This window comes from Alteromonas gracilis (genome assembly GCF_043642145.1).
Taxonomy (GTDB): domain Bacteria; phylum Pseudomonadota; class Gammaproteobacteria; order Enterobacterales; family Alteromonadaceae; genus Alteromonas; species Alteromonas gracilis_B.
In genome coordinates this window covers 91,279-111,634 of record NZ_JBHZRZ010000012.1, presented here as the reverse complement: position 1 = coordinate 111,634, position 20,356 = coordinate 91,279, and the positions used below count along the sequence as shown (strand labels likewise).

The 20,356-nt window shown below is 42.8% G+C and carries 23 protein-coding genes; 17 read left to right on the top strand and 6 right to left on the bottom strand.

What is annotated here, in order from left to right; all coding sequences use genetic code 11:
- The first annotated feature begins 815 nt into the window (after positions 1 to 815).
- The 13 genes from ACHUFN_RS17985 (at position 816) to ACHUFN_RS17925 (ending at position 7,050) form a co-directional block, all read left to right on the top strand.
- A complete protein-coding gene (locus ACHUFN_RS17985) occupies positions 816 to 1,328 on the top strand; it encodes a hypothetical protein (RefSeq protein ID WP_394224039.1) in 513 nt (170 codons plus the stop codon).
- A 118-nt stretch (positions 1,329 to 1,446) separates the two neighbouring features.
- A complete protein-coding gene (locus tag ACHUFN_RS17980) occupies positions 1,447 to 1,926 on the top strand; it encodes an AAA family ATPase (RefSeq protein WP_394224037.1) in 480 nt (159 codons plus the stop codon).
- 258 nt (positions 1,927 to 2,184) lie between these two features.
- On the top strand, positions 2,185 to 2,709 hold the full coding sequence (locus ACHUFN_RS17975) for an energy transducer TonB (RefSeq protein ID WP_394224036.1): 525 nt from the start codon (positions 2,185 to 2,187) through the stop codon (positions 2,707 to 2,709).
- 150 nt (positions 2,710 to 2,859) lie between these two features.
- Positions 2,860 to 3,138 (top strand): hypothetical protein, encoded by a 279-nt coding sequence (locus tag ACHUFN_RS17970; RefSeq protein WP_394224034.1) that lies wholly within the window; start codon positions 2,860 to 2,862, stop codon positions 3,136 to 3,138.
- Between the two features lie 121 nt (positions 3,139 to 3,259).
- The gene (locus tag ACHUFN_RS17965; protein WP_394224032.1) at positions 3,260 to 3,556 is read left to right on the top strand and encodes a hypothetical protein; all 297 of its coding nucleotides are present in this window, start codon (positions 3,260 to 3,262) and stop codon (positions 3,554 to 3,556) included.
- 204 nt (positions 3,557 to 3,760) lie between these two features.
- A complete protein-coding gene (locus tag ACHUFN_RS17960; RefSeq protein WP_394224031.1) occupies positions 3,761 to 4,102 on the top strand; it encodes a hypothetical protein in 342 nt (113 codons plus the stop codon).
- A 40-nt stretch (positions 4,103 to 4,142) separates the two neighbouring features.
- The gene (locus ACHUFN_RS17955; RefSeq protein WP_394224030.1) at positions 4,143 to 4,340 is read left to right on the top strand and encodes a hypothetical protein; all 198 of its coding nucleotides are present in this window, start codon (positions 4,143 to 4,145) and stop codon (positions 4,338 to 4,340) included.
- Between the two features lie 114 nt (positions 4,341 to 4,454).
- Positions 4,455 to 4,817, top strand: a complete 363-nt coding sequence (locus ACHUFN_RS17950) for a hypothetical protein (protein ID WP_394224029.1) — start codon at positions 4,455 to 4,457, stop codon at positions 4,815 to 4,817.
- Positions 4,818 to 4,857: 40 nt separating this feature from the next.
- Positions 4,858 to 4,986 (top strand): hypothetical protein, encoded by a 129-nt coding sequence (locus tag ACHUFN_RS17945; protein WP_394224028.1) that lies wholly within the window; start codon positions 4,858 to 4,860, stop codon positions 4,984 to 4,986.
- A gap of 46 nt (positions 4,987 to 5,032) precedes the next feature.
- On the top strand, positions 5,033 to 5,440 hold the full coding sequence (locus ACHUFN_RS17940) for a GFA family protein (RefSeq protein WP_394224027.1): 408 nt from the start codon (positions 5,033 to 5,035) through the stop codon (positions 5,438 to 5,440).
- Between the two features lie 249 nt (positions 5,441 to 5,689).
- Entirely contained in the window at positions 5,690 to 6,115 is a 426-nt protein-coding gene (locus ACHUFN_RS17935; protein ID WP_394224026.1) for a nuclear transport factor 2 family protein, read from the top strand.
- A 174-nt stretch (positions 6,116 to 6,289) separates the two neighbouring features.
- Complete coding sequence (locus ACHUFN_RS17930; protein WP_394224025.1) at positions 6,290 to 6,655, top strand: MmcQ/YjbR family DNA-binding protein; 366 nt, start codon at positions 6,290 to 6,292, stop codon at positions 6,653 to 6,655.
- A 17-nt stretch (positions 6,656 to 6,672) separates the two neighbouring features.
- Positions 6,673 to 7,050, top strand: coding sequence for a DUF3703 domain-containing protein (locus tag ACHUFN_RS17925; protein ID WP_394224024.1), 378 nt, complete (start codon positions 6,673 to 6,675; stop codon positions 7,048 to 7,050).
- A 266-nt stretch (positions 7,051 to 7,316) separates the two neighbouring features.
- On the opposite strand, the gene ggt is transcribed toward ACHUFN_RS17925, so the two are convergent.
- On the bottom strand, positions 7,317 to 9,074 hold the full coding sequence (gene ggt / locus ACHUFN_RS17920) for a gamma-glutamyltransferase (protein ID WP_394224023.1): 1,758 nt from the start codon (positions 9,072 to 9,074) through the stop codon (positions 7,317 to 7,319).
- Positions 9,075 to 9,088: 14 nt separating this feature from the next.
- Entirely contained in the window at positions 9,089 to 9,853 is a 765-nt protein-coding gene (locus ACHUFN_RS17915) for an enoyl-CoA hydratase (protein ID WP_394224022.1), read from the bottom strand.
- A gap of 112 nt (positions 9,854 to 9,965) precedes the next feature.
- On the opposite strand from ACHUFN_RS17915, the gene rrtA reads away from it, so the two are divergent.
- Positions 9,966 to 10,559, top strand: a complete 594-nt coding sequence (rrtA, locus tag ACHUFN_RS17910; RefSeq protein WP_394224021.1) for a rhombosortase — start codon at positions 9,966 to 9,968, stop codon at positions 10,557 to 10,559.
- Positions 10,560 to 10,626: 67 nt separating this feature from the next.
- Here rrtA and ACHUFN_RS17905 read toward each other — a convergent pair whose 3' ends face one another.
- The gene (locus ACHUFN_RS17905; RefSeq protein WP_394224020.1) at positions 10,627 to 13,119 is read right to left on the bottom strand and encodes a S9 family peptidase; all 2,493 of its coding nucleotides are present in this window, start codon (positions 13,117 to 13,119) and stop codon (positions 10,627 to 10,629) included.
- A 177-nt stretch (positions 13,120 to 13,296) separates the two neighbouring features.
- Here ACHUFN_RS17905 and ACHUFN_RS17900 point away from each other — a divergent pair, with 177 nt between their 5' ends.
- Positions 13,297 to 13,851 (top strand): glutathione peroxidase, encoded by a 555-nt coding sequence (locus ACHUFN_RS17900; RefSeq protein WP_394224019.1) that lies wholly within the window; start codon positions 13,297 to 13,299, stop codon positions 13,849 to 13,851.
- 147 nt (positions 13,852 to 13,998) lie between these two features.
- Here ACHUFN_RS17900 and ACHUFN_RS17895 read toward each other — a convergent pair whose 3' ends face one another.
- Positions 13,999 to 14,601 carry an FMN-dependent NADH-azoreductase gene (locus ACHUFN_RS17895; RefSeq protein ID WP_394224018.1) on the bottom strand — a complete coding sequence of 201 codons (603 nt, stop codon included), beginning with the start codon at positions 14,599 to 14,601 and terminating at the stop codon, positions 13,999 to 14,001.
- Positions 14,602 to 14,824: 223 nt separating this feature from the next.
- Between ACHUFN_RS17895 and ACHUFN_RS17890 the strand changes: the two genes are divergently transcribed.
- A complete protein-coding gene (locus ACHUFN_RS17890; RefSeq protein WP_394224017.1) occupies positions 14,825 to 17,290 on the top strand; it encodes a CHRD domain-containing protein in 2,466 nt (821 codons plus the stop codon).
- Positions 17,291 to 17,402: 112 nt separating this feature from the next.
- Here the strand turns inward: ACHUFN_RS17890 and ACHUFN_RS17885 are convergent, their stop codons facing one another.
- A complete protein-coding gene (locus tag ACHUFN_RS17885; protein ID WP_394224016.1) occupies positions 17,403 to 18,644 on the bottom strand; it encodes a cystathionine gamma-synthase family protein in 1,242 nt (413 codons plus the stop codon).
- Between the two features lie 84 nt (positions 18,645 to 18,728).
- The gene (locus ACHUFN_RS17880; RefSeq protein WP_394224015.1) at positions 18,729 to 19,364 is read right to left on the bottom strand and encodes a 1-acyl-sn-glycerol-3-phosphate acyltransferase; all 636 of its coding nucleotides are present in this window, start codon (positions 19,362 to 19,364) and stop codon (positions 18,729 to 18,731) included.
- 197 nt (positions 19,365 to 19,561) lie between these two features.
- Here ACHUFN_RS17880 and ACHUFN_RS17875 point away from each other — a divergent pair, with 197 nt between their 5' ends.
- Positions 19,562 to 20,344 carry an NRDE family protein gene (locus ACHUFN_RS17875; protein WP_394224014.1) on the top strand — a complete coding sequence of 261 codons (783 nt, stop codon included), beginning with the start codon at positions 19,562 to 19,564 and terminating at the stop codon, positions 20,342 to 20,344.
- Positions 20,345 to 20,356: the final 12 nt, after the last annotated feature.

The window sequence follows — 20,356 nt, the reverse complement described above, 5'->3', positions numbered from 1 at the left end:
GTTTTCTCCCTTGGTTTGGTCGCCTATTAGGATAAACTCAGTTTATGCTGATAGGGAGGAGGCTCAATGATTATCAAGCCACTAAAGGCTCTCATTTCACTCGCTGAAACGCATACACACAGGTCGGCTTCGCGATTATGCTCCACGTGTCTGCGCTCGTTATTGTAAAGTTAGGTTTATATGAAATATCTGCGAAGTTTTTTCAATCTAGCATTCGTAACAATAGGTACGATTTCGTTACTAGTGATAATTCCCGCTATTTATGAAATATTGACTGGCAGCATAATTTTTGAACCAAGTTTTTATTGGGCTGGCTTTATATTATTTGTGGTATTGATACTTGGTTATTTTGTAAATCGCCCGACAAATGAAAGAGTTTTGCGTTCATTTTATCTTAGAAAATGGCTCTTGGTTCTGGCATTAGTTTTGGTGGCCCTGTTTCACCTTTGGATTGCATTCCAGACGTCTGTTTTAGAGTTTGGTAGATTACCTTTTGAACTCAGAAAACTGCCAACTTCAGTCGGAGAATGTGTAGTGTGGATTTCTGTAATTACAATGTCTTTCGTCGTTTACAGATATATCTGGAGATGTCCGGCATGTAAGCAAACACTTGCTACTTTCAACACAAACGCTGGTATCGGAATAGCTAAATGTCCCCGTTGTTCAAAAAACTTGGTACAAACCTAACAAGCGCACAAACTCGCCCACTCCACACACTGGGAAAAAATACGTGGGCTCCCACCGCTTCGCGCGGTACTATGGTTTACATGTCTGTGCCCGTTATTGAGAACTTATAAGCCAAAAGGAATTTGAATTTGCTCTTCGATTGGTTCCACTCTGAAAAGCCAAATGTTTACTTGGGCTCATTGGCAGTAGTTAGTGACAGCTACCTTTCTAAAATAGAGACGCTCTTTTCTGTAACTAGAAATTCACTACAAGATCATATGCGCAAAAAACTCGAAGAGATTTTTTGCCTTCATAGTATTTCAACCATTACTGAACCTAAGAAATCTGATGTTGCCTTGGATGTCGTTATAGTTACGCTGCACGGTGGCGATGCTTTCACCGTAAATTTGGGGACGTCTGGCATACCAATATTTTGGCGCCCAAAAATCAAATTGGTTTCGCGTCTATATAACATCAAAAATGGTAAAACCGTTAAAACCTTCAGTGTTTCTAAATCTGTAACATGGCGTGAATTCATTGCTAAGCAGTTTAGTCTTAGGGGATTATTTCGCTGGGGACCTCTTTACCATAATGAAGACATGGAAATCTTGCTTTATCAGGCATGCCTTGAATTAATAGACAAAATGCGCAAGGCTATTTAAACGGCGTCTAATAACAAGCAATTAAACTCATTTGCCAGCGCTCGCTAGGAGTCAAACACTGCGCGCATTCGGCTATTATGCGCCCCGTAGCTCAAAATAATGTACTTTAAGGATATCCATGACAAGAATTGTTATTTTTGGAAACTCAGGCTCTGGTAAGTCTACATTGGCAGCCAAATTGTCTAGGGAAAACGCCTTAGCACACCTAGACCTTGACACTCTAGCTTGGGAACCAGTGTCTCCGCCTGTTCGTCGCTCTGTTGCAAAATCACGCGAATCTATTAATCATTTTATGAATGGCAATGAAAACTGGGTAATAGAGGGCTGTTACTCTGACTTACTGGAATTTTCTTTGGAAAAAGCAACCAAGGTCATTTACCTTTGTCTTCCAATAGAGCAATGTGTTGACAACGCTAAGTTCAGGCCTTGGGAGCCTCATAAATACGAGTCCAAGGAAGCTCAAGATGCTAATTTAGATATGCTTATCTCTTGGATAAGAGAGTACGAACGCCGAAACGATACCTTTAGCAAGGCAGCGCATGAACAGCTATTCAATAATTTCAGTGGCCAAAAGGTCAGATTTTCTTCGAATCAATAGAGTATGTAATATGACGCTTAACTCGAGCACTAGGTTTAAATGGACACGAACACTGCGCTATGCCCCGTGTGACGTAACATGTAGCGTACTATTGGTGCCCTATCAACTTAGCGTCGTTTAATTTAACGTTAGTACCACAAAGTAAATGTTCACCAGCACCTTTACGCTTGAAAACTGTTCAATCAGTCTATAGATTCGTGAGAGGCAGGAAAGCTCGCGCTATAAAAAAACGCAATGCGACTATCTCTGGAATCTGCGATGTCAAAGCTCATCGTCGCTTTGCTTTTTTACGCTGTCGACCGACGACACGTATTTAAAAAGCAATATGAACTTACTAAGGAAGGTTTAATGAACTACAAGAATTTACTTTTCATCACTTATTTTTTGTCTACTGGTACCTTCGCCGCAAGCAATTATGCCACTGTAGAACTAACGCATTTGGAACCAATAAAAAACGAAAGCACGTGGCTAAGAGATAAGCAATTCATGCCTCGCTATCCGGTTGAATTGGCAATGAAAGGTATATCTGGCTGCGGAATATTTAAAGTTGTAGTCGATGAAAACGGTTCAACTGAAAGTGTCACTCTAAAACGTTCTATCCCTAAAAAGGTTATAGCTAAACCAGCCACTAAAGTCATCAAAGATTGGGATTGGACACTGGCAAACGGTAAATCCCCTATCCGTGAAGAAAAGCTATTGAGGCTAGATTTTTGTATGGGTGGTAAAACAGAAGAAGAATCTATTTCAAGGTGTAAGCAACAGGCAGCTATGGCATGCAAATAGTGTTCACTACGAGTACGCCTATTTCTTTTTCTTGGCAACATTATGAAGACACACGACAGCTCAACAAACCGACTAGCGATGTTCGCTTAGGCACAATATTAGGACGCTATTTGCTCACTAGTTAATGACATATAAATGGATTTATTTAATATGAAGCTCTTATTACTCTTATCTTTCTGTATTCTTTTATTGAGCGGTTGTATCGTTGTTCCAGAAACCGATACGGCAAAGGTAAACAAGTGTGAAATATCGTCAGATCGCAAAACACTGAAAGTGGTTAATGGATTTGAGGAAACCAATACCTTTTATTCAATTAGTGGCATTGCACTACTCCCAATTACGGGCATTGTGTCTGGTACATATGTGGCCATCAATAATATTTACCACCTGGGCGAAGAAACGCTAGTGTGTGGTTCTGGCAGTACATGAACATAGTAAAACACTTGAGTTCACTCCCTTCGTTCGTGCGTTTTTACGCAGGGTGATTAGCCATTGTGCTGTGCGCGCCTGCGCCTATTATTGATGCGTTAAATCACAGAAGGAAATCAATTTGAAAAAGGAAGAATTAGAAGCGCAATCTCTTTATGAAAACATACAGAAAAGAGAGGCACTACTTACTGAATTTCACAATTTAAAGCCAAATGGGAAGTCTAGCGCGCTTCGCGTTGTTGGAATGGTAAGTGCCATAGCATACTTAATTTGTGCGTTTCCAGAAGTCATTGAACAGCCTGTTCTCTATGTTTTTCTGATTATTATCTTTGGTGTAGGTGCAGAAGCTCAGCGCGAGAATAGACGACTCAATAAGCGAATAGACGTACTACACCAGTTGTTTCAAAGTAATGTGTAACATGCCGTGTAAACTACTCCTTAAGCTTGTTGGTATAGAGATACATGACGCCTGTGCCGCTTTTGTGGTTTAGTTCTGGGGTTTTAGCGCTGGGGTTTTAGCGCTGGGGTTTTAGCGCTGGGGTTTTAGCGCTGGGGTTTTAATTCTAGGGGTTTTAGCCCACAGGCGTTCCCTAGTATAAATAATATCTGTCAGCCTTTAATTATGAATACAAAAACTTATATTAATCGTTTCCCTGAAATCGCAACTCTTAGTGAAGTTAAACAGGAAGCTATTTTGGAACAAGCAAGGTACGTAGCTTTTACGCAGTTGGGCCTTTCTGGCCAAGGTGCTTTGTTTTTCTTATCATCACTCATCACTGGGCTTTTGTTTCCTTTAGTTACATTTACTGTCTTCCATTTATCATTAATTGCTAATACTTTAGCCATTGGAGCTGGGTGTATTGTTACCGTAATTATGTATCAGAAACTCTATGCTTCATTGCTTAGACAAGGGCTTAACAAAGTTTTAAGCGCAGATAACACCTCCCAACAGGAGAAGCCTTAAGTAAGGTTTGGCAAGGTTGAGTACAAAAGTGAGGCGATAAGTGACCAACAAGAAACAAAGCCCCAATCAAGTTTATGCGATGTACGTAGCTTTGGGCGCGGCCTTTGGCGCCACAATTGGCGTGGTAGTTGGTGTCCTTTTTAATATTTTAGCTTTTAGCATTAGCATTGGAACAGCCGTAGGCTGCTCAATCGGTATTGCTATGGCGGCCGCTATTCAAAAGGGGTCGGCAAGATAAGAAAAGTGCATGTGCGCTGCTTCACCGGGAAGTTTAGCCTAAACGCTGCCCCTTTTTTCTTAAAGTTTTAAACCTATGGAAGACATTGAACATAGGCTAATTGAGGAAGTTAGTATGACAACCCCTATTGCAACATTCTTCGAAGCATGGAAGATTCAAGGCGCCGAGGCACGGTTTAACAAGATCTCCGCTGCTGTAACAAAGAATGTGAAATACAATGACCCTAGAACCCAACAAACACTAAATGGCATTTTGGAATTATCAGACTACGTTGGCATGTTCAGCTCCAATGCCCCTGGCTGGGTAGCCGAGGTCAAAAAGCACGATGAAATGGGTGATATGACTCGCGTTACCGTTTCTTTTAGTGGTCCAGGCCCTGACGGTGCAAACCAAGAGCAATTTGGACAGTATTTTATAGAGCGCGAAGGCGATTTACTGTCTCGCTTATATGGTTTTGTTGGTACAGGTGAACTTTAGCTTTAGTGATAAAAAAAGCAGTTTTAAAAGCGAGCTCACCGTGCCCGATAAAACGCCAAAGGTGTATGGCTATACAATGGGCATTAAACGTTTATCGGCTTTTTGCTATTTGATTGGCTTCGCTGTTGATGTGATGTTCATTGCATACGCCGTTGAAGGAAAAGATTAAGTTCAATGGGTGTTTAACAGTTTCACAAATAAAAGGATGTAACCAGATGTACCACGGCTCTTGTTTATGTGGCGCAATTAGCGTCGAGATTTTCGGTTCAATAGACGATATTATTCATTGTCATTGTTCGCTTTGCCGTAAAAACAGTGGCACCGCTTACGCCACCAATGGATTTATTAACGCCGACGAATTTAACGTTATTGACCCTCAAAACAAGCTAGCCACATTCGAATTTAAACCGGGGAAAAAGCGGCATTTTTGCTCTGTTTGCGCATCACCTGTATATAGCTCAAACAACACCAACCCTCAAAAGCTAAGGATCCGACTAGGGATCTTAGACTCAGACATAACCGAAAGGCCCATTTCCCACAACTTTGTTGCTTCTAAGGCAACATGGGATGACTTGGATGCAAAGCTTCCAAGATACGAGACATTTGAGCCATCAAGACAATGACATCAGCATCGAATAAGCCTGCGTTAAAACAACGTTCGCGAAACTGTACCAATGCGTAAAAAGTTCGCTACAACGTTATTCCTTTTAAATGTCATTTAACTTATTTTAATGGTTAAGAAACGTGCTATGTTTACCTGACTGTGGGTAGTGCAAAGCCTTATTTGTTAAGTCATTTGGTAGCAGACAAGCAAGAGCAAATACTGTGGGCCTAACAATAGAATAAAAACCATGGCCATCAAAGGATTGAATATGCAAAAGCCAGAGAAGTTAAAGCACTACCTTAAATGCTATGAAAATAAAGATTTGGAATCGATTTCTTCATTGTTTTCTGAAGACATAACCCTACGTGACTGGAAAATTTCGGTTTCCGGATATGAAAACGCGTTAGCTGAAACCAGAAAAAACTTTAAGAACGCAGAAAGCTTAAGTATCTCAATTTTAAATATTATGGAAAGCGAAGATTCTGTTTCTGCAGAGCTTAAGATTGTTGTTAACAATGAAGAGGTTTTGTCTGTTGTTGATGTGCTTACTTTTAATGATAAAGGCTTAATTTCTTCAATTCGTGCTTATCTCGGCAGAGAAGACTTAACATATAAAACTGACTTAATGCATCAAGCCGTTTTCAACAAACTTTATCGTTATAGAGTTATTTACAATGCAAAAACTACAAGATAACCACTCGATCATTCTTGGAATAGTATTGTTGTGTGCCTTGGGTTGCTATTTTATAGGTTTCAGCAAAGGCACAATTGTTTTCATTGTTTTAGGCGCAATTTTAGAAATTGCTTTTTGGTGTGGTTTTCTCACCACTTACAATAATTCCGACGACTCTACTCGCGAGTAGCTGCTATGAACCTTGATGAATTCAACGCTTTTTGTAAGGACCTGCCCTGCTCCACTCATGTTGTTCAATGGGGAAACTCTGATGTTTGGAAAGTTGGTGATAAAGTGTTTGCTATTGGGAATATCGGTAAAGAAGGGCACCCGGCATTTACCTTCAAAACGTCTGAGCAAAACTACTATTTTTTAGAGGAAAGACCGGGGTACAGACCCGCCCCCTACCTCGCCAGTCGTGGCATGAAATGGATTCAGCAATACAATTGCGCTAGCGATGAAGATGAAGCGTTAACATATTATCTAACCGCTTCACATAAATTGGTTTCACTTGGCCTGACAAAGAAAAAGCAAAAAGAACTAGGATTAAACCAACCTTAGTAAAAGGAACTTTAGTAATGTTTAACACTTTTAATTTTACCCGCAACATTCGCCCTTACGTTGAAGCGGAACTAGCCCAAGCTCGAGAAAAGCAAAACAACGCTAGCCAATCTGATGAATTTACTCACTTGGAAAATGCACATGTACTCGGTCAAGCTTCCACTCGCCTTCACGTGAAAGTGCATTTTATGATGCTTTTATGGGCCTTACGCCACGGAAAAGTTGGTGAGTTTTTCGGGCAAATTTTAAGAATAGTTGGCGCTGCCACAAAAACGGGCTTCGGCCTTGTGCCAACAGGAAATACGGGGGGTAGCAATGTCAGCCCGTTTAAAGTTATGCCAATTAACCCTAAACTTCAGGGCATGATAGATAAAGCGCGACTAGATAAAGATTGATTTGGCGCTTGTCGCTTTGTTAAACCATAAGCAAAGTTAAGGAATATGGCTGTAGTTTTGTCTTCAAATAAGCATTGCGATAATTAAAAACAAAGTGCGGCAGCTTAGAGTAAGCGTGTTTGAAACCGCGCTTTCGGTTAATTAAAAAACGGAAGCCATACCGCTTCCGCTTTTTAATGTATGCAGCTTTATAGTAAGCCTTGTGGGCGAGCTGCTCTTTTTCTAACCGCCATAGGCTTGTAGTCGCCTGTAACAAACACTAACGCTTAGCGGCCTACAGCAATGCCTTCTCTGCGAGGGTCTGCACCACCAATAAGCTTTCCTGATTTAAATTGAATGCCGTGAAGGCCACTGTTTAAATCTACCACTTTCACATTGTGACCTAGCGCTTTTAACGGTGCTTCAAGCTTTTCCATAGGCGTTCCCTTTTCAAGCGCTGTGTAGTCGTTTCTGTTTGTGATTTTTGGAAGGTTAATTGCTTGCTGGATATCTAATCCAAAATCCAAAACACCGATAAGTGTTTGCGCAACATAACTGACAATTCTAGAACCACCTGGTGAACCAACAACAATCTCTAAACTGCCGTCCTTATCGAAAACCATGGTGGGGCTCATTGCACTTCGAGGTCGCTTTCCAGGCTCTACGCGATTAGGCACTGGAAAACGATTTTGAGTAGGAGAAAACGAGAAATCTGTAAGCTGGTTATTAAGCAAGAAACCTTCAACCATGATCCCAGACCCAAACATAAACTCAATGCTTGTGGTCATAGAAACCGCGTTACCCTCTTTATCTACAATAGAAACATGCGAAGTATTGGGCAGTTCCATTGACGTACCTAACGCCACATTAGCATCGGCATAAGGGTTACCCGCGCGTTTACGTCGCCACGTTTTATCTACTTCAATGCTTTCAGCGCGGCGCTGCAGATATGCTGTGTTGATCATGGCAGCAAACGGTAGGTTTGTGTAATCACTATCAGCTATAAATTTGTCGCGATCTGCGTAAGACATGGCGCTGGCCTGCGAATATAAATTCGCAAACTCAACTGAGTCTGGCGCATATTGGCTAAGATTGAAACCCTCTAGCATTTTCAAAATTTGAAAAACATTCACCCCGCCAGAGCTTGGAGGCGCCATGCCACAAATACGCTTTTCATGGTAAAGGCCGCAAACAGGCTCACGCTTTAACGGTTCGTAGCTTGCTAAATCTTCAAGCGTCATTTTTCCAGGATTAATCTCGGCACTATTTACCGCCTCAACAATCTTTTCCGCTACTTCGCCTTTTAATAAGTAGTCACTTCCTTTTTCAGCAATACCTTTTAGCGTTTTAGCTAGCTTTCTATTTTTCTTAACCGTGCCTTCTTTAAGGGGCAATCCAGCAGGAAAGAAATAAGTCGAACTTGCAGGAAAGGTTTTAAGCCCAGGGTGATAATCTAGCGCAACAAGCTTCGCTAAACGCGGAGACACTTTAAACCCTTCTTCCGCGGTTTTAATGGTGTCGTCGAAAAGTGAATGCCATGGCAGTTTGCCAAACTCTGCCTGTGCCATTTCAAGTGCTTTTACTGCACCTGGCACCCCTACTGACTTGCCACCCACAACGGCATCAATCCAGCGCATTGGTTTATTGCCTTCAATAAACCAATGCGAGTTTACTGATTTAGGTGCGGTTTCACGCCCGTCGAATGTATGCAGTACTTTATTCTTATTATCCCAATATAAGATGAAAGCACCGCCGCCAATACCAGATGATTGTGGCTCTACTAAAGAAAGCATAGACTGAACGGCTACTGCAGCGTCGATAGCGCTACCACCCTTTTCTAATATGTTCTTCCCTGTCCAAGACGCATAAGGGTTTGCGGCTACAACCATGTAATCTTTTGCTTCAAACGCCTTTTTCTCGATATATCCTGTTGCAGCTTCTGGCTCTCCAACTTCTCGCGCTTGTTTGGCCTGTACACCGAAGATGAAACAACTAGATAATGCAAGGGTAACTACCGAAGCTCTGAATAAAGCACTGCGTCTCAAAATACTTCTTCCTCTTATTTAAATTTTTCGGGGTTAATGGGGCGTTTTTTAAGAAACGCGTCAAACGCTTCTTGGGCTGCGGTTGTGCCCAACGCCTCCAAAAATATATCAAACTCTTCGTTCATTTGCTGGGTTATTCGCTCACCCTCACCTTTCAAAAGCGCTTTCGTTTGTTTCAACGAAAATGAAGGCTTGGCAACGAGTTTCTCAACCGTAGACTGAACGGTATTTTCTATTTCTTCAGCGTCGGTAATTTTTGTTAAAATACCAAATTGATATGCATCGGCAGAGGTAAAAGGTTCGCCCAGCATAAGCCATTCTGCCGCTTTTATGTGACCCGCAACTTTCGGCAAAAGATAGCTTGATGCATATTCTGGAACAAGCCCTAAATTGATGAATGGTAGAACAAATCGGGTGTCTGGTGTGGCGTAAACAAAATCACAATGAAGAAGAAGGGTTGTGCCAATACCTACTGCTAATCCATGAACTTGCGCTATAACTGGCAGGTTACATGCAGCCAATGCGCGCATAAATGCTGCCGTTTCTGGCACGTGCGCACTGTCGCGTTGCTCTGCAAAGTCATTAATATCATTACCTGCCGTAAAACAGTCGCCTGCCCCTTTTATCACAACAACCTTTGTTGAACCGTCGTTTTTCACCGCTAAAATAGCGTTTGCCATTTCTTGATACATGTCGCGTGTTAACGCGTTTTTCTTATCTGTACGATTTAGTGTAATGGTTAAGCACTGTTGATTTGTTTCAGTAATAATGTAAGACATAATCACTCCTTTACTGTCGTCTTTTTTATAATAGGTGTACTTCAGTTTTCACCACAAAGGCAATTTCTGTATCATAGCCAGCAAATTCTAAATTAAAAAATAACTAACACTGATGATTTCACTGCCGTTTTCGCTTAAGTATAGCGCTGGTCCTTTATTCGTAGCGCTATGTTCCCTTATCGCGTTTTTCTTTGAACCTCTGTCAGGCAATTATTTAGCGTACGACCGCTATGCTATTCAAGGCCTTGAAACCTGGCGAATAGTAAGTGGTAACATTGTTCACACTAATGGCTACCACTTATTATTAAACATTGCGGGTCTTGTGCTGTTATGGGCGCTACACGGTGAACACTATCGCATTGGTCTGTATTTAAAGGTATTTGTATGGTGCTGCTTAGGCACAAGCATTGGGCTTTATTTTTTCTCACCAAACCTTATTTGGTATGCGGGGCTGTCTGGCGCACTACACGGTATTTTTGCATGGGGCGCATGTGTAGATATTAAAGAAAAAATGGCTTCGGGTTGGCTGTTACTTGCTGGCCTTGCGGTGAAGGTTGGCTACGAGCAGTTCGATGGTAGCAGTGAACAAGTTGCCAATCTTATTGACGCGAAAGTTGCCGTAGACGCCCACTTATTCGGCGCACTTACTGGCGTTGTCATTTTTCTGCTTATGTTTGCTTCCACAAGACAAAAGAAACAAGCGTAAAATATTGAAAAACATAAAAAAGCCCGACATGCTAAGCATTCGGGCCTTTTTACTTGTTAACTTAGAATTATAAATTTTCTTCGAACAGCTTATAAATACGACGGTATTCATCTAGCCACGAACTAGGCTGCACAAAGCCGTGTGGCTCAACAGGGTAAATAGCCGTTTCAAAGTCTTCCTTTTCAAGTTCAATTAAGCGCTGTACCAGTCTCACCGTATCGTGGAAAAACACGTTGTCATCAACCATAGGCGCATTGATCAGTAGCGGCTTTTCTAGCCCATCCGCGAAATAAATAGGAGAACTACGCTCATAGGCGATTGGGTCGATATCTGGTGTGTTTAGAATATTTGCTGTGTAAGGCGTGTTGTAATGTGCCCAATCTGTTACTGGTCGAAGCGCAGCACCTGCTGCGAATAAATCAGGTGCAGTGAACATAGACATAAAGGTTAAGAAGCCCCCGTATGAGCCGCCATAGGTACCTATGCGTTCACGATCTACATTTGCATTTTTCACCAACCAGTCAACGCCGTCTCTTAGGTCTTGCACTTCCGGCGTGCCCATTTGACGATAAATAGCTGTACGCCAATCTCGCCCGTAGCCAGCACTTGCGCGATAATCCATATCAAGCACTACATAGCCTTGTTGCACTAACATGCTATGGAACATGTACTCTCTGAAATAGCCCGACCACCCCATGTGCGCATTTTGCAAATAACCGGCTCCGTGGTTAAACACCACTGCTTTGTTCGGCGAAGACGTATCGTAATTTTCTGGTAAATATACGCGGGCATAAATAGGAGCATCAGTATGCGAGGACTCAATAGCCACAATGTTGGGCACTGCCCAAGGTAAGGCATTGAAGTCGGCACTTGTGCTTTGTGTTACTTGCTGCGCTACAGCTGTTTCAGTGGCAGGCTTAATGTAAAGCTCTTGAGGTTTGTTTACTTTGCTGTGGCTTAACAACAAAGTAGAACCGTCAGGACTTAACGCGTAGTCCGTCATCCCGTTTAAATCGGTCGTGGTTTCAATAGACTTATCGCTTAAATCAGCACGATAAACTTCATAAAGACCTGGGTGCTCTATATTTGCTTTAAAGTAAATATAGTTATCGTCATTTGAAAGGGTTAAGTCATCAACAATGAAACGGCCTTGAGTTAAGGCAACAGGCTCTTCACCAGGCGTTTGGATATATAAGTGCGAGTAGCCTGTGTGTTCAGACTGGTAATATAGGGTCTCGCTGTCGTTCAACCAATCGAACGCATTGAAGCGATAGTTAACCCACGCATCATCATGAAGCCTGTGTTGGTTTTCCAGTGTTTTATTCTCAAGGTCAACAGTGGCAATCCAGCGATCTTTGTTATCCCATGCTTCAAGCATAACGGCCACTGCATTACCGTTTTTGTGCCAACGAATTGAAGGCTTGGTCCAGTACCAACTTTGTAAAAGTGTGATGTCGCGAGGCAAGCGGTTAACCTCGTACGTTTCGCCCTTCGCTTTGGCATTTTCTGCTTTTACATCAGCCAGCACATCATCGTTGTAGCCAGGTAAATTAAAATAGTTAAGCGCGCTTTTCTCGCCTGTTTTTAAATTAAGAAGCCATAACTCATGATTTACCGGCTCGGCATCGGCCACCCGCTGGCGCACGGGCTTTGCTGCTATGCGGCTGTCTTCTTGAATGTAATGAGGCATGATATCGCTATCATCACGCGAGGGTTTACTTTCGGTAGTTGCAACCACCGCAAAGTTCCCGGCTGGAGATACACTAATACCTGCAAGTCGATACGACTTATCAAAGTAGAAAGGCGTTGGCGCTACGCTCATGTTTTCTTTAGCTAATGCGCGCTGTGCCGCTTCTTTATCTTGTCTATTTTTGCGCTGAAGCTTAATGTATTCTACGAGCGATTGTTGCTGCTCAGCAATGTAATCCTCAGGTGGTTCAACGGCTTTTGGCTCGTCTTGAAATTCCCAACTAAGAAGCTCTTCACGTGTACCGTTAGACAAGTCGATGGCTACAAACGTGTTACCGCTTAGCGCCATTAAACGGCCGTCGGTCATAAAAGATAGCGTAGATAACGCGCTGCCACCGCGAGCAATGCGTACCGTTTCTCCGTTGGTAAACTGCACGTACACACTGTCTTCAAATGAGTAGGCAATAACACCGTCATCTCTTTGAACTCGTTCATCAAAGCGATATTTATGTAAATCTGATAGTGGCGCTTTAACCGCATTCGCAGGGTTAGAAAGCTCGGCTATAAATACATCTGTTAATGCGCTATCTTGTTTTTCTCTTTCAAAAACAATTTTATCGCCATCTACCGACCAACCCATTGCCTCAGGCAACGCCCCAATCCATTGCGGGTCTGCCATGATTTGCTTCAGTGTAATATCACCATTTTGCACATTGTGTTGAGGTGCTGCGTCTGGTTTTACAGTTTGTTGAACGGCTGCAGGCAGTGGAGAAGTAGCGTTGGCCGACGACGTATCGTTTGTTGTATTTGCACATCCGCCCAGCGCCAAAGTCACGCTGGCCGCGATGAGTAAAGAATAATATTTTTTCATTATTTTAAGTCGTTGTTATGTAAAAAACGTTAACATTATACGCAGAGCACTCGCTAAATCGCTAACGTTCATCGAGCGAGATAGTGAACCAAACGTATAGCATTCGCGTTTATGGATTGGGATCTGATCTGTAAAACAGAACAAAATAACAAAAAATCACTCATGAGGTAAAACACTATGAAAGCGAAAGGTTATGCAAGTGCCTTGCTCGCGCTAAGCTTATTCACTTCTGTAAGCTTTGCGGATGAATGCCCTAGCGTGCTTAAATTTATGAAGCGTAAACTCAACTCTCAAGAAACCGTTAACCTGTGTAACGAGTATGCTGGCAAAACAATACTGGTAGTAAACACTGCAAGTTACTGCGGTTACACGCCCCAGTTTGAAGGACTTGAAGCACTTTACAGTAACTATAAAAATAAGGATTTTGTCGTTCTGGGTTTTCCGTCTCACGACTTTAATCAAGAAGACAGCGACGAGGGTAAAACCGCTGAATTGTGCGAACTGACCTACGGCGTCAAGTTCCCAATGTTTGAACCGATTTCTGTTAAAGGCGACGACGCCGACCCCATGTATCGCATGCTAAAAACGGCAACGGGCAAAGCTCCATCATGGAACTTCAACAAATACTTAATAGATAGTTCAGGAAAGCAAATCACTCACTACCCCAGCTCTACCAAGCCCACCGACCCTGCATTCATCGCAGATGTAGAAGCTCTTCTTGGGACCGATTAAAAGACTAATAGGCCTGTGCTATTACAACGCTTTTGCATAAAAAAGCCCCACGGTATACGCGGGGCAATCAAGCACACTCAACTTGGAACACACTTTTAGCTTAAACATACTTCCTACGTTTTAGCTAACTGCATTAATTTAGTGTTCTTAGTTTTTAGTTAGTTCAATAATTTTTTCGCTGGCAGCAGCAAATGCTTTGTTTGCAATGTCCTCGCCCATGTTAAGTCCTTCTGCGTAAACGAATTTTACGTCGCTTATACCTATGAAATTAAAAAAGTGCGTAAGATAAGGAGTTTGTGTATCAAACTCTGACCCTGCATATACACCACCGCGCGCTGCGAATACTGTTGCAGATTTATTTTCTAGTAGCCCTACTGGCCCATTTTCAGTGTATTTAAACGTTACTCCGGCCCGTGCAATGCGGTCAAAGTACGCTTTTAAACTAGATGGGATGCCAAAATTATACATAGGCACGGCTAGTACAATTTCATCTGCCGCCTTTACTTCTTCAACAATATCGTCAGAAATTTTTGCTAGAGCGTGTTTGGTATCGTTTCGTTGCGACGCGTCTGTCATCCACGCTTGCATTTCTTCATTTGTTAAGTGATCAAGCGCAAGTGAAGCAACGTCTACACGCTTAATACGCACTGCTTCGTTGTTCTCAATTGTTGATAAATACTCGTTAGCAATCTTTGAGGAATTGCCTTGGTCGCCATTGAGGCTTGAAAATATAGCTAATACTGTTTTCATGTCGAACTCCAATTCGTTTTTTCGATGTTGTATAGCTATAATAGAGCAATTCGTTAGAATAAAAACATCATATAAACGGTGAATTCATTCTACAAAATAGAACGCTGAGCAATTGTAAAAATTTTGAAATAATTACATTACTTTAATGTTTCACGCGTGTTGATCTTCTCTTATTTGCTTAGCGTAACTTGATTGCCACAACACAATTAAGAGGATACAAAAAATGAAAAGGACCAAAGCACTCCTTGCATGTTCCATCCTACCGTTATTTCTCGTTGGCTGCTCGGACGACGATGACGATGTCGTACAAGACCCCGCCCCGCCACCTGAATTCGCAAATGTAAGAGTTGTACACGCAGCGTCAGACGCCCCAATGGTAAACATTACGGCGAACGATGCGCTATTTAACAATTTAGAAGGTGTTGATTATCAAGTTGCCTCGTCTCGTGTTGAAATTGTAACGGGTACTTACGATATCGGTGTAACAGCGGTGCTACCTGGAGAAAACGCAGAAGTCCTACAGGCAGATGTTACGCTAGAAGCTGACGTCAACTATGACATTTTCGCTGTTGGAAATGTTGAAGATGAATCCTTGGCTCTTCTTACTGTAACCAGCACCGAAACGATGGTTGATGCAGGAAACGCACAGGTCCAAATTGTACATGCAGCATCAATGGCACCTACTGTTGATATCTACGTTACAGCGCCTGGCACAGATATTACAACTGAGCAGCCACTTGTTACCGCTGAGTTCACAGACGCAACAGATTTAATTCAGGTTCCAGCAGGCGATTATCAAGTTCGAATCACTCCAGCGGGTGAAACAACCGTGGTTTACGACTCGGGGACGGTCAACTTAGCAGATGGAGCAGATTTACTGATCGCTGCAACTAACAATGTTGGTACCGGTGATTCACCAGTAACATTATTAGCAGCCGACGGCCAAGATAGCTTCAAAATTTGGGATGCCGAGGCAGGTGCAGCTATCCGTGTGGTTCACGGTATCAGCGACGCTCCCGCAGTTGACGTGATCGCAAACAATGAAATTGTGTTGGTTGACGGTATTCAATTTCCTCGCACAACCGATTACCTTTCTGTTGCGGCGGGCGACTATCTAATTGATGTAGTTGCTGATAGTGATAATAGTGTTGTGGCAATTGATGATGCCGAATTATCACTTGAAGTCGGTATGTCCTATACCGCAATTGCAAATAATGTGTTGGCCGCGCCAGAACTCGATGTGTTAGTCGACATGCCTCGCTCTGTAGCAACTGAAGCGAAAGTGCGTATTGTCCATGCATCACCTTCAGCGGGTAACGTAGATATATACGTCACTGCTGACGGTGAAATTGATGCGGTAGACCCTGCTTTTGCCGACGTAGCGTACGAAACAGGCGAACTAGCTGAAACTGGCTATGTGAGTCTAGCTGAGGGTGACTATGTGGTTACGGTTACCCCAACCGGCACAAAAACAGCCGCTATTGAAACTGGTTTGCTAACGCTAGAAAACGGTGAAATTTACACTGCAGTGGCAATTGACGGCGCTATGGAAGGAGATTTGCCCCAGCTAGCTTTATTAGATGGTTTGGCTCCTCCACCGCCTCCATTCAACGCCGATATGACATATAACATTAGCCTTAGTGGTGCACAGGAAGTACCTGCGGTGAGCACTATGTCTATGGCAAGCGCGGTAGTTGAGATTGACGAAGACTTACCCGCATTTAGTGTAAGTGTTGATGTTTCAGGATTAACCGACGTTACAGGCGTTCACGTGCACGATGGCGGTATAGGCATGAATGGTCCAGTCGCGTTCCCACTAACTGACGCTGGCGATGGCACCTATGTCCTTGCTGAAACAAACATTTCACCAAGTAATCTTGACGCATTAACAAATGGTGAATGGTATTTAAACGTACATACTAGCGCAAACCCTAGTGGCGAAGTTCGTGGCCAAATTGTGCCCGACACCACTGCAGTTGTAACGTTTCCTTTAAGTGGTAACCAATCGGTTCCAGCTGTCGATACGATGGCGTCAGGTTCAGGATATGCACTTTTTGACACCACAAACAACAATGTGTCGCTGGTAGCTGTTACTACCATCGAAAATGCCACTATGGCACATATTCACAGTGGCTTTGCAGGCGCAACAGGAGGTGTTGTGGTAACGCTTATGGAAAGTGAAGCTAACGCTGGTGTGTGGATGACGGACGGATATGTAGAACTTGATGAAGCAACTGCAACACAATTACTTGCAGGGGGACATTATGTAAATGTTCATACCGAAGCCAATCCTAGCGGCGAGATTCGCGGTCAGATTACTCCTGCGAATATCGAGGTCTATGGAATTATTGCAAATGGCTTACAAGAAGTACCAGCGGTAACAACAACTGCGTCTGGCGCAGGCGCATTTACGCTAAATACAACCACAGGTGACTTGTCGGGTAGTGTAACCATTACTGAAATGACAGCAACAATGGCCCACATTCATGAAGGTGAAGCGGGTGTGAACGGAGGTGTTATAATTAACCTCACAAGCGATGCGGAAGGCGTGTGGTCAGTACCAGCAGATACACAATTAACCGCAGAGCAAATGGAAACAATGGCGGCAGCTGGTTACTACACCAACTTCCACTCAGACGCGTTTCCAAGTGGTGAAATTCGAGGTCAAATTACATTAGGTTTCGACTAAGCCGCTTCTCGTGGTCTGTCGTATTTGCTGAACCACAGACACTCGAAACAAGCTAAGCTAGAAAGGGGCATTCGCCCCTTTCTTCATATCGCGTAGTAAAATTTATTTTCACTTAAAGTGTTGCTAGCGCTGCTTCAAAATCTGCAATGAGATCTTGGGTGTCTTCAATACCGACAGAAATACGCAACATGTTTTCGGAAATACCCATCAATTTGCGCTCTTGTTCGGTATTTTCAAAATAAATTGTAGGCGCTACGGGGAGTGCTAACGTGCGGTTATCACCCAAGTGCGTAGCACAAATGACCAGTTTCATCTCATTAAGAAACGCAACAGGGTCTGCACCTTCAATTAAATCGAAGCTTAAAATGGCGCCATAACCGCCGTTTAAGTACTCGCGTGCAGTGAAATGCTGAGGGTGGTCGGCCAAGCCTGGGTAAAATACATTGGATACTTTTGGGTGATTATCTAAAAACGTAGCAAGCTGCATCGCGTTGTGCTGACTACGTGACAAGCGTAAATCAAGGGTCTCCATACCTAATGCAATAGCCGTAGCTGATTGCGGGGCAAGGGTTGCCCCTAAATCTCTCAACCCTTTCTTTTTAATTTGAGTAATGCCCCATTGCGCGGTGTCTGCTACTTTATACGCTGGCTTCAAATTATCGAATTTTTCCCAGTCAAAGTTTCCTGTATCGACTACCGCGCCCCCCAAAACGTTACCGTGACCAGCAATGTATTTAGTAAGGGAACAGAAAATCAATGACGCTTTAACATTTTTGGCAAGGAAAACAGGTGGTGGTGTCATGGTGTTATCGACCATAAACAACATGTTCTTTTCTTCACAGAATTGGCCAATAGCATGAAGGTCGGCTACCTGCGTGACTGGGTTTGCTACCGTTTCAGTGTAAACACCTTTCGTATTGGGCTGGTACGCCTCTTTAACTTGCTGAATGTCGGTCACGTCAGTAAAAGTAACTTGCACCCCAAAATCTTTAACGGTCTCAAAAAAACTGCGTGTATTGCCGAAGAGATATTGGCTTACAATTAAGTGGTCGCCCGACTTTAATAAGGCAAATAGGGAACTGCTGATTGCCGCCATGCCTGTTGAGTAACAAAGCGCACCTACTCCTCCTTCCAAGTCATTCAGCATGTTTTGCAGTGCAGCAACAGAGGGCGATGAAGAGCGAGAATAAACGTGGGCGGCACGTTTTCCTTGAAACGCGTCTATGATGCCTTGGGCATCTTTAAATTCGAAAAGCACTGAGTTAGACGTGCTGCTATGCACACCACCATGTTCTGGGGCGTTAAGCATACGATCAGCATGAACCTGACGGGTTGTAAATCCCAATTTTGTCACGAGTGTAACTCCGAAAATAGATGTTTGCGACCTAGCCTAGAGCCTTGCTATGGCAAATCATTTGAAACGTTTCATTTTCAATGATTATGGCTTTGTAATGCAGTTTTTAGGATATTTTGCGCAAACATTATCATAAAAAGCATAAATAGTTTGCATTTGTTCATCTATATTAGTCACTTTATGAATAATTGGTCCTAACACTATAGCCTTTTTCTCATAGTCTAATCCTATAATTTGTATGGGAATTTCAGCTTCACGGGCAATATGCATAAACCCTGTTTTCCATGGGTAAATGGGGCTTCGCGTGCCTTCTGGCGCAAGGGCTAGTATTAGCTGTTCGGACGCTTTAATCTTGTTAGCAATTGCGGTTACAACTCCATGCGCTTTACTTCTTTCAATAGGAATACCACCCAAGCGTTTCACAAGAGCGCCTAATGGTGGAACAAATATCGTGTGCTTTCCGAAAAAATTGATGTTCAGTCTAAATGAAAAAACAACGAATAAGCCTAGGAAAAAATCCCAGTTAGAGGTATGAGGTGCCACTGCGAGGATCGCTTTTTTTTGATTAATTAGTTCGCCTTCTACTTTCCATCCGTTTTGTGTTAGCACCCACGCAGAAAATCGAGATAACCAGTTTGGCCATTTTCTTGGTACTTCAGGCCCTATATTAGCCTCATTGACTTGACGTGTTTCAGCGTTACTGTGCAAGGACTTTGTCATTATTATTATGCTCTCAATACTTCAACTTCGAGGCTCTTCAATGCTTAACTTTAGCCACAGTTGAAAACTATGTGTTCAACGTAAAGAGCATCATTTTTTGCGAAGAGTAATCAAAATAACTTTGTAACGCAATTGTTAACAGGCTAAATTAAAAGCCTCAATTGAAGGCGACGAATAAGGAGTGGAATCAACAAACTATGTGTATTTTATTTATCGCCAACAACATGCGAGACGACTACCCGCTTATTATTGCCGCTAATCGAGATGAATTTTACGCAAGGCCCACAGCACCCTCTACATTTTGGGAAAACCACCCGCATTTACTCGCGGGAAAGGATTTAGAAGCAAACGGCACATGGATGGGCGTTACGCGTAATGGAAATATTGCCGCACTTACCAATGTTAGAGACCCTCACAATATCAATAAAAACGCGGTAACACGCGGTGAGTTAGTTGCTAACTGGTTAAAGCAAGACCCACTTAATGAAAAGCGTTTAGCGCGTACACAATATTTAGACACCCTCAAAAATTCTAGACACCAGTACAACGGTTACAACTTACTATTTGGCCATGTAAGCACGCTTAATGTTTACAACAATGTAAACAATTCAACCCATTTAATTGAAAATGGGGTGTACGGTTTGTCTAACGCTGATATAGCCACTCCGTGGCCTAAAGTGACCCAAGGGGTAACGGAGTTAAATAACTACGTAACGCAAAGAGCCAGCATTAGAGAGAACGACTTGTTTGATATTTTGCGTCACGACAATAAAGCTGAAGATGCGCAGCTTCCCGATACCGGTGTGGGCTATGAATGGGAAAAGGCGTTGTCTTCGATTTTCATTCAAACCGAGAAATACGGTACACGCACCTCTACTCTACTTTTGGTAGACAAAAACAATACAATTACATGGAAAGAGCGTTGCTTTTCTGAAAAAGGAGAAGCTCTGGAAACCCGCGCATTTTCCTTTTCAATTTGACGTCTTTTTGAA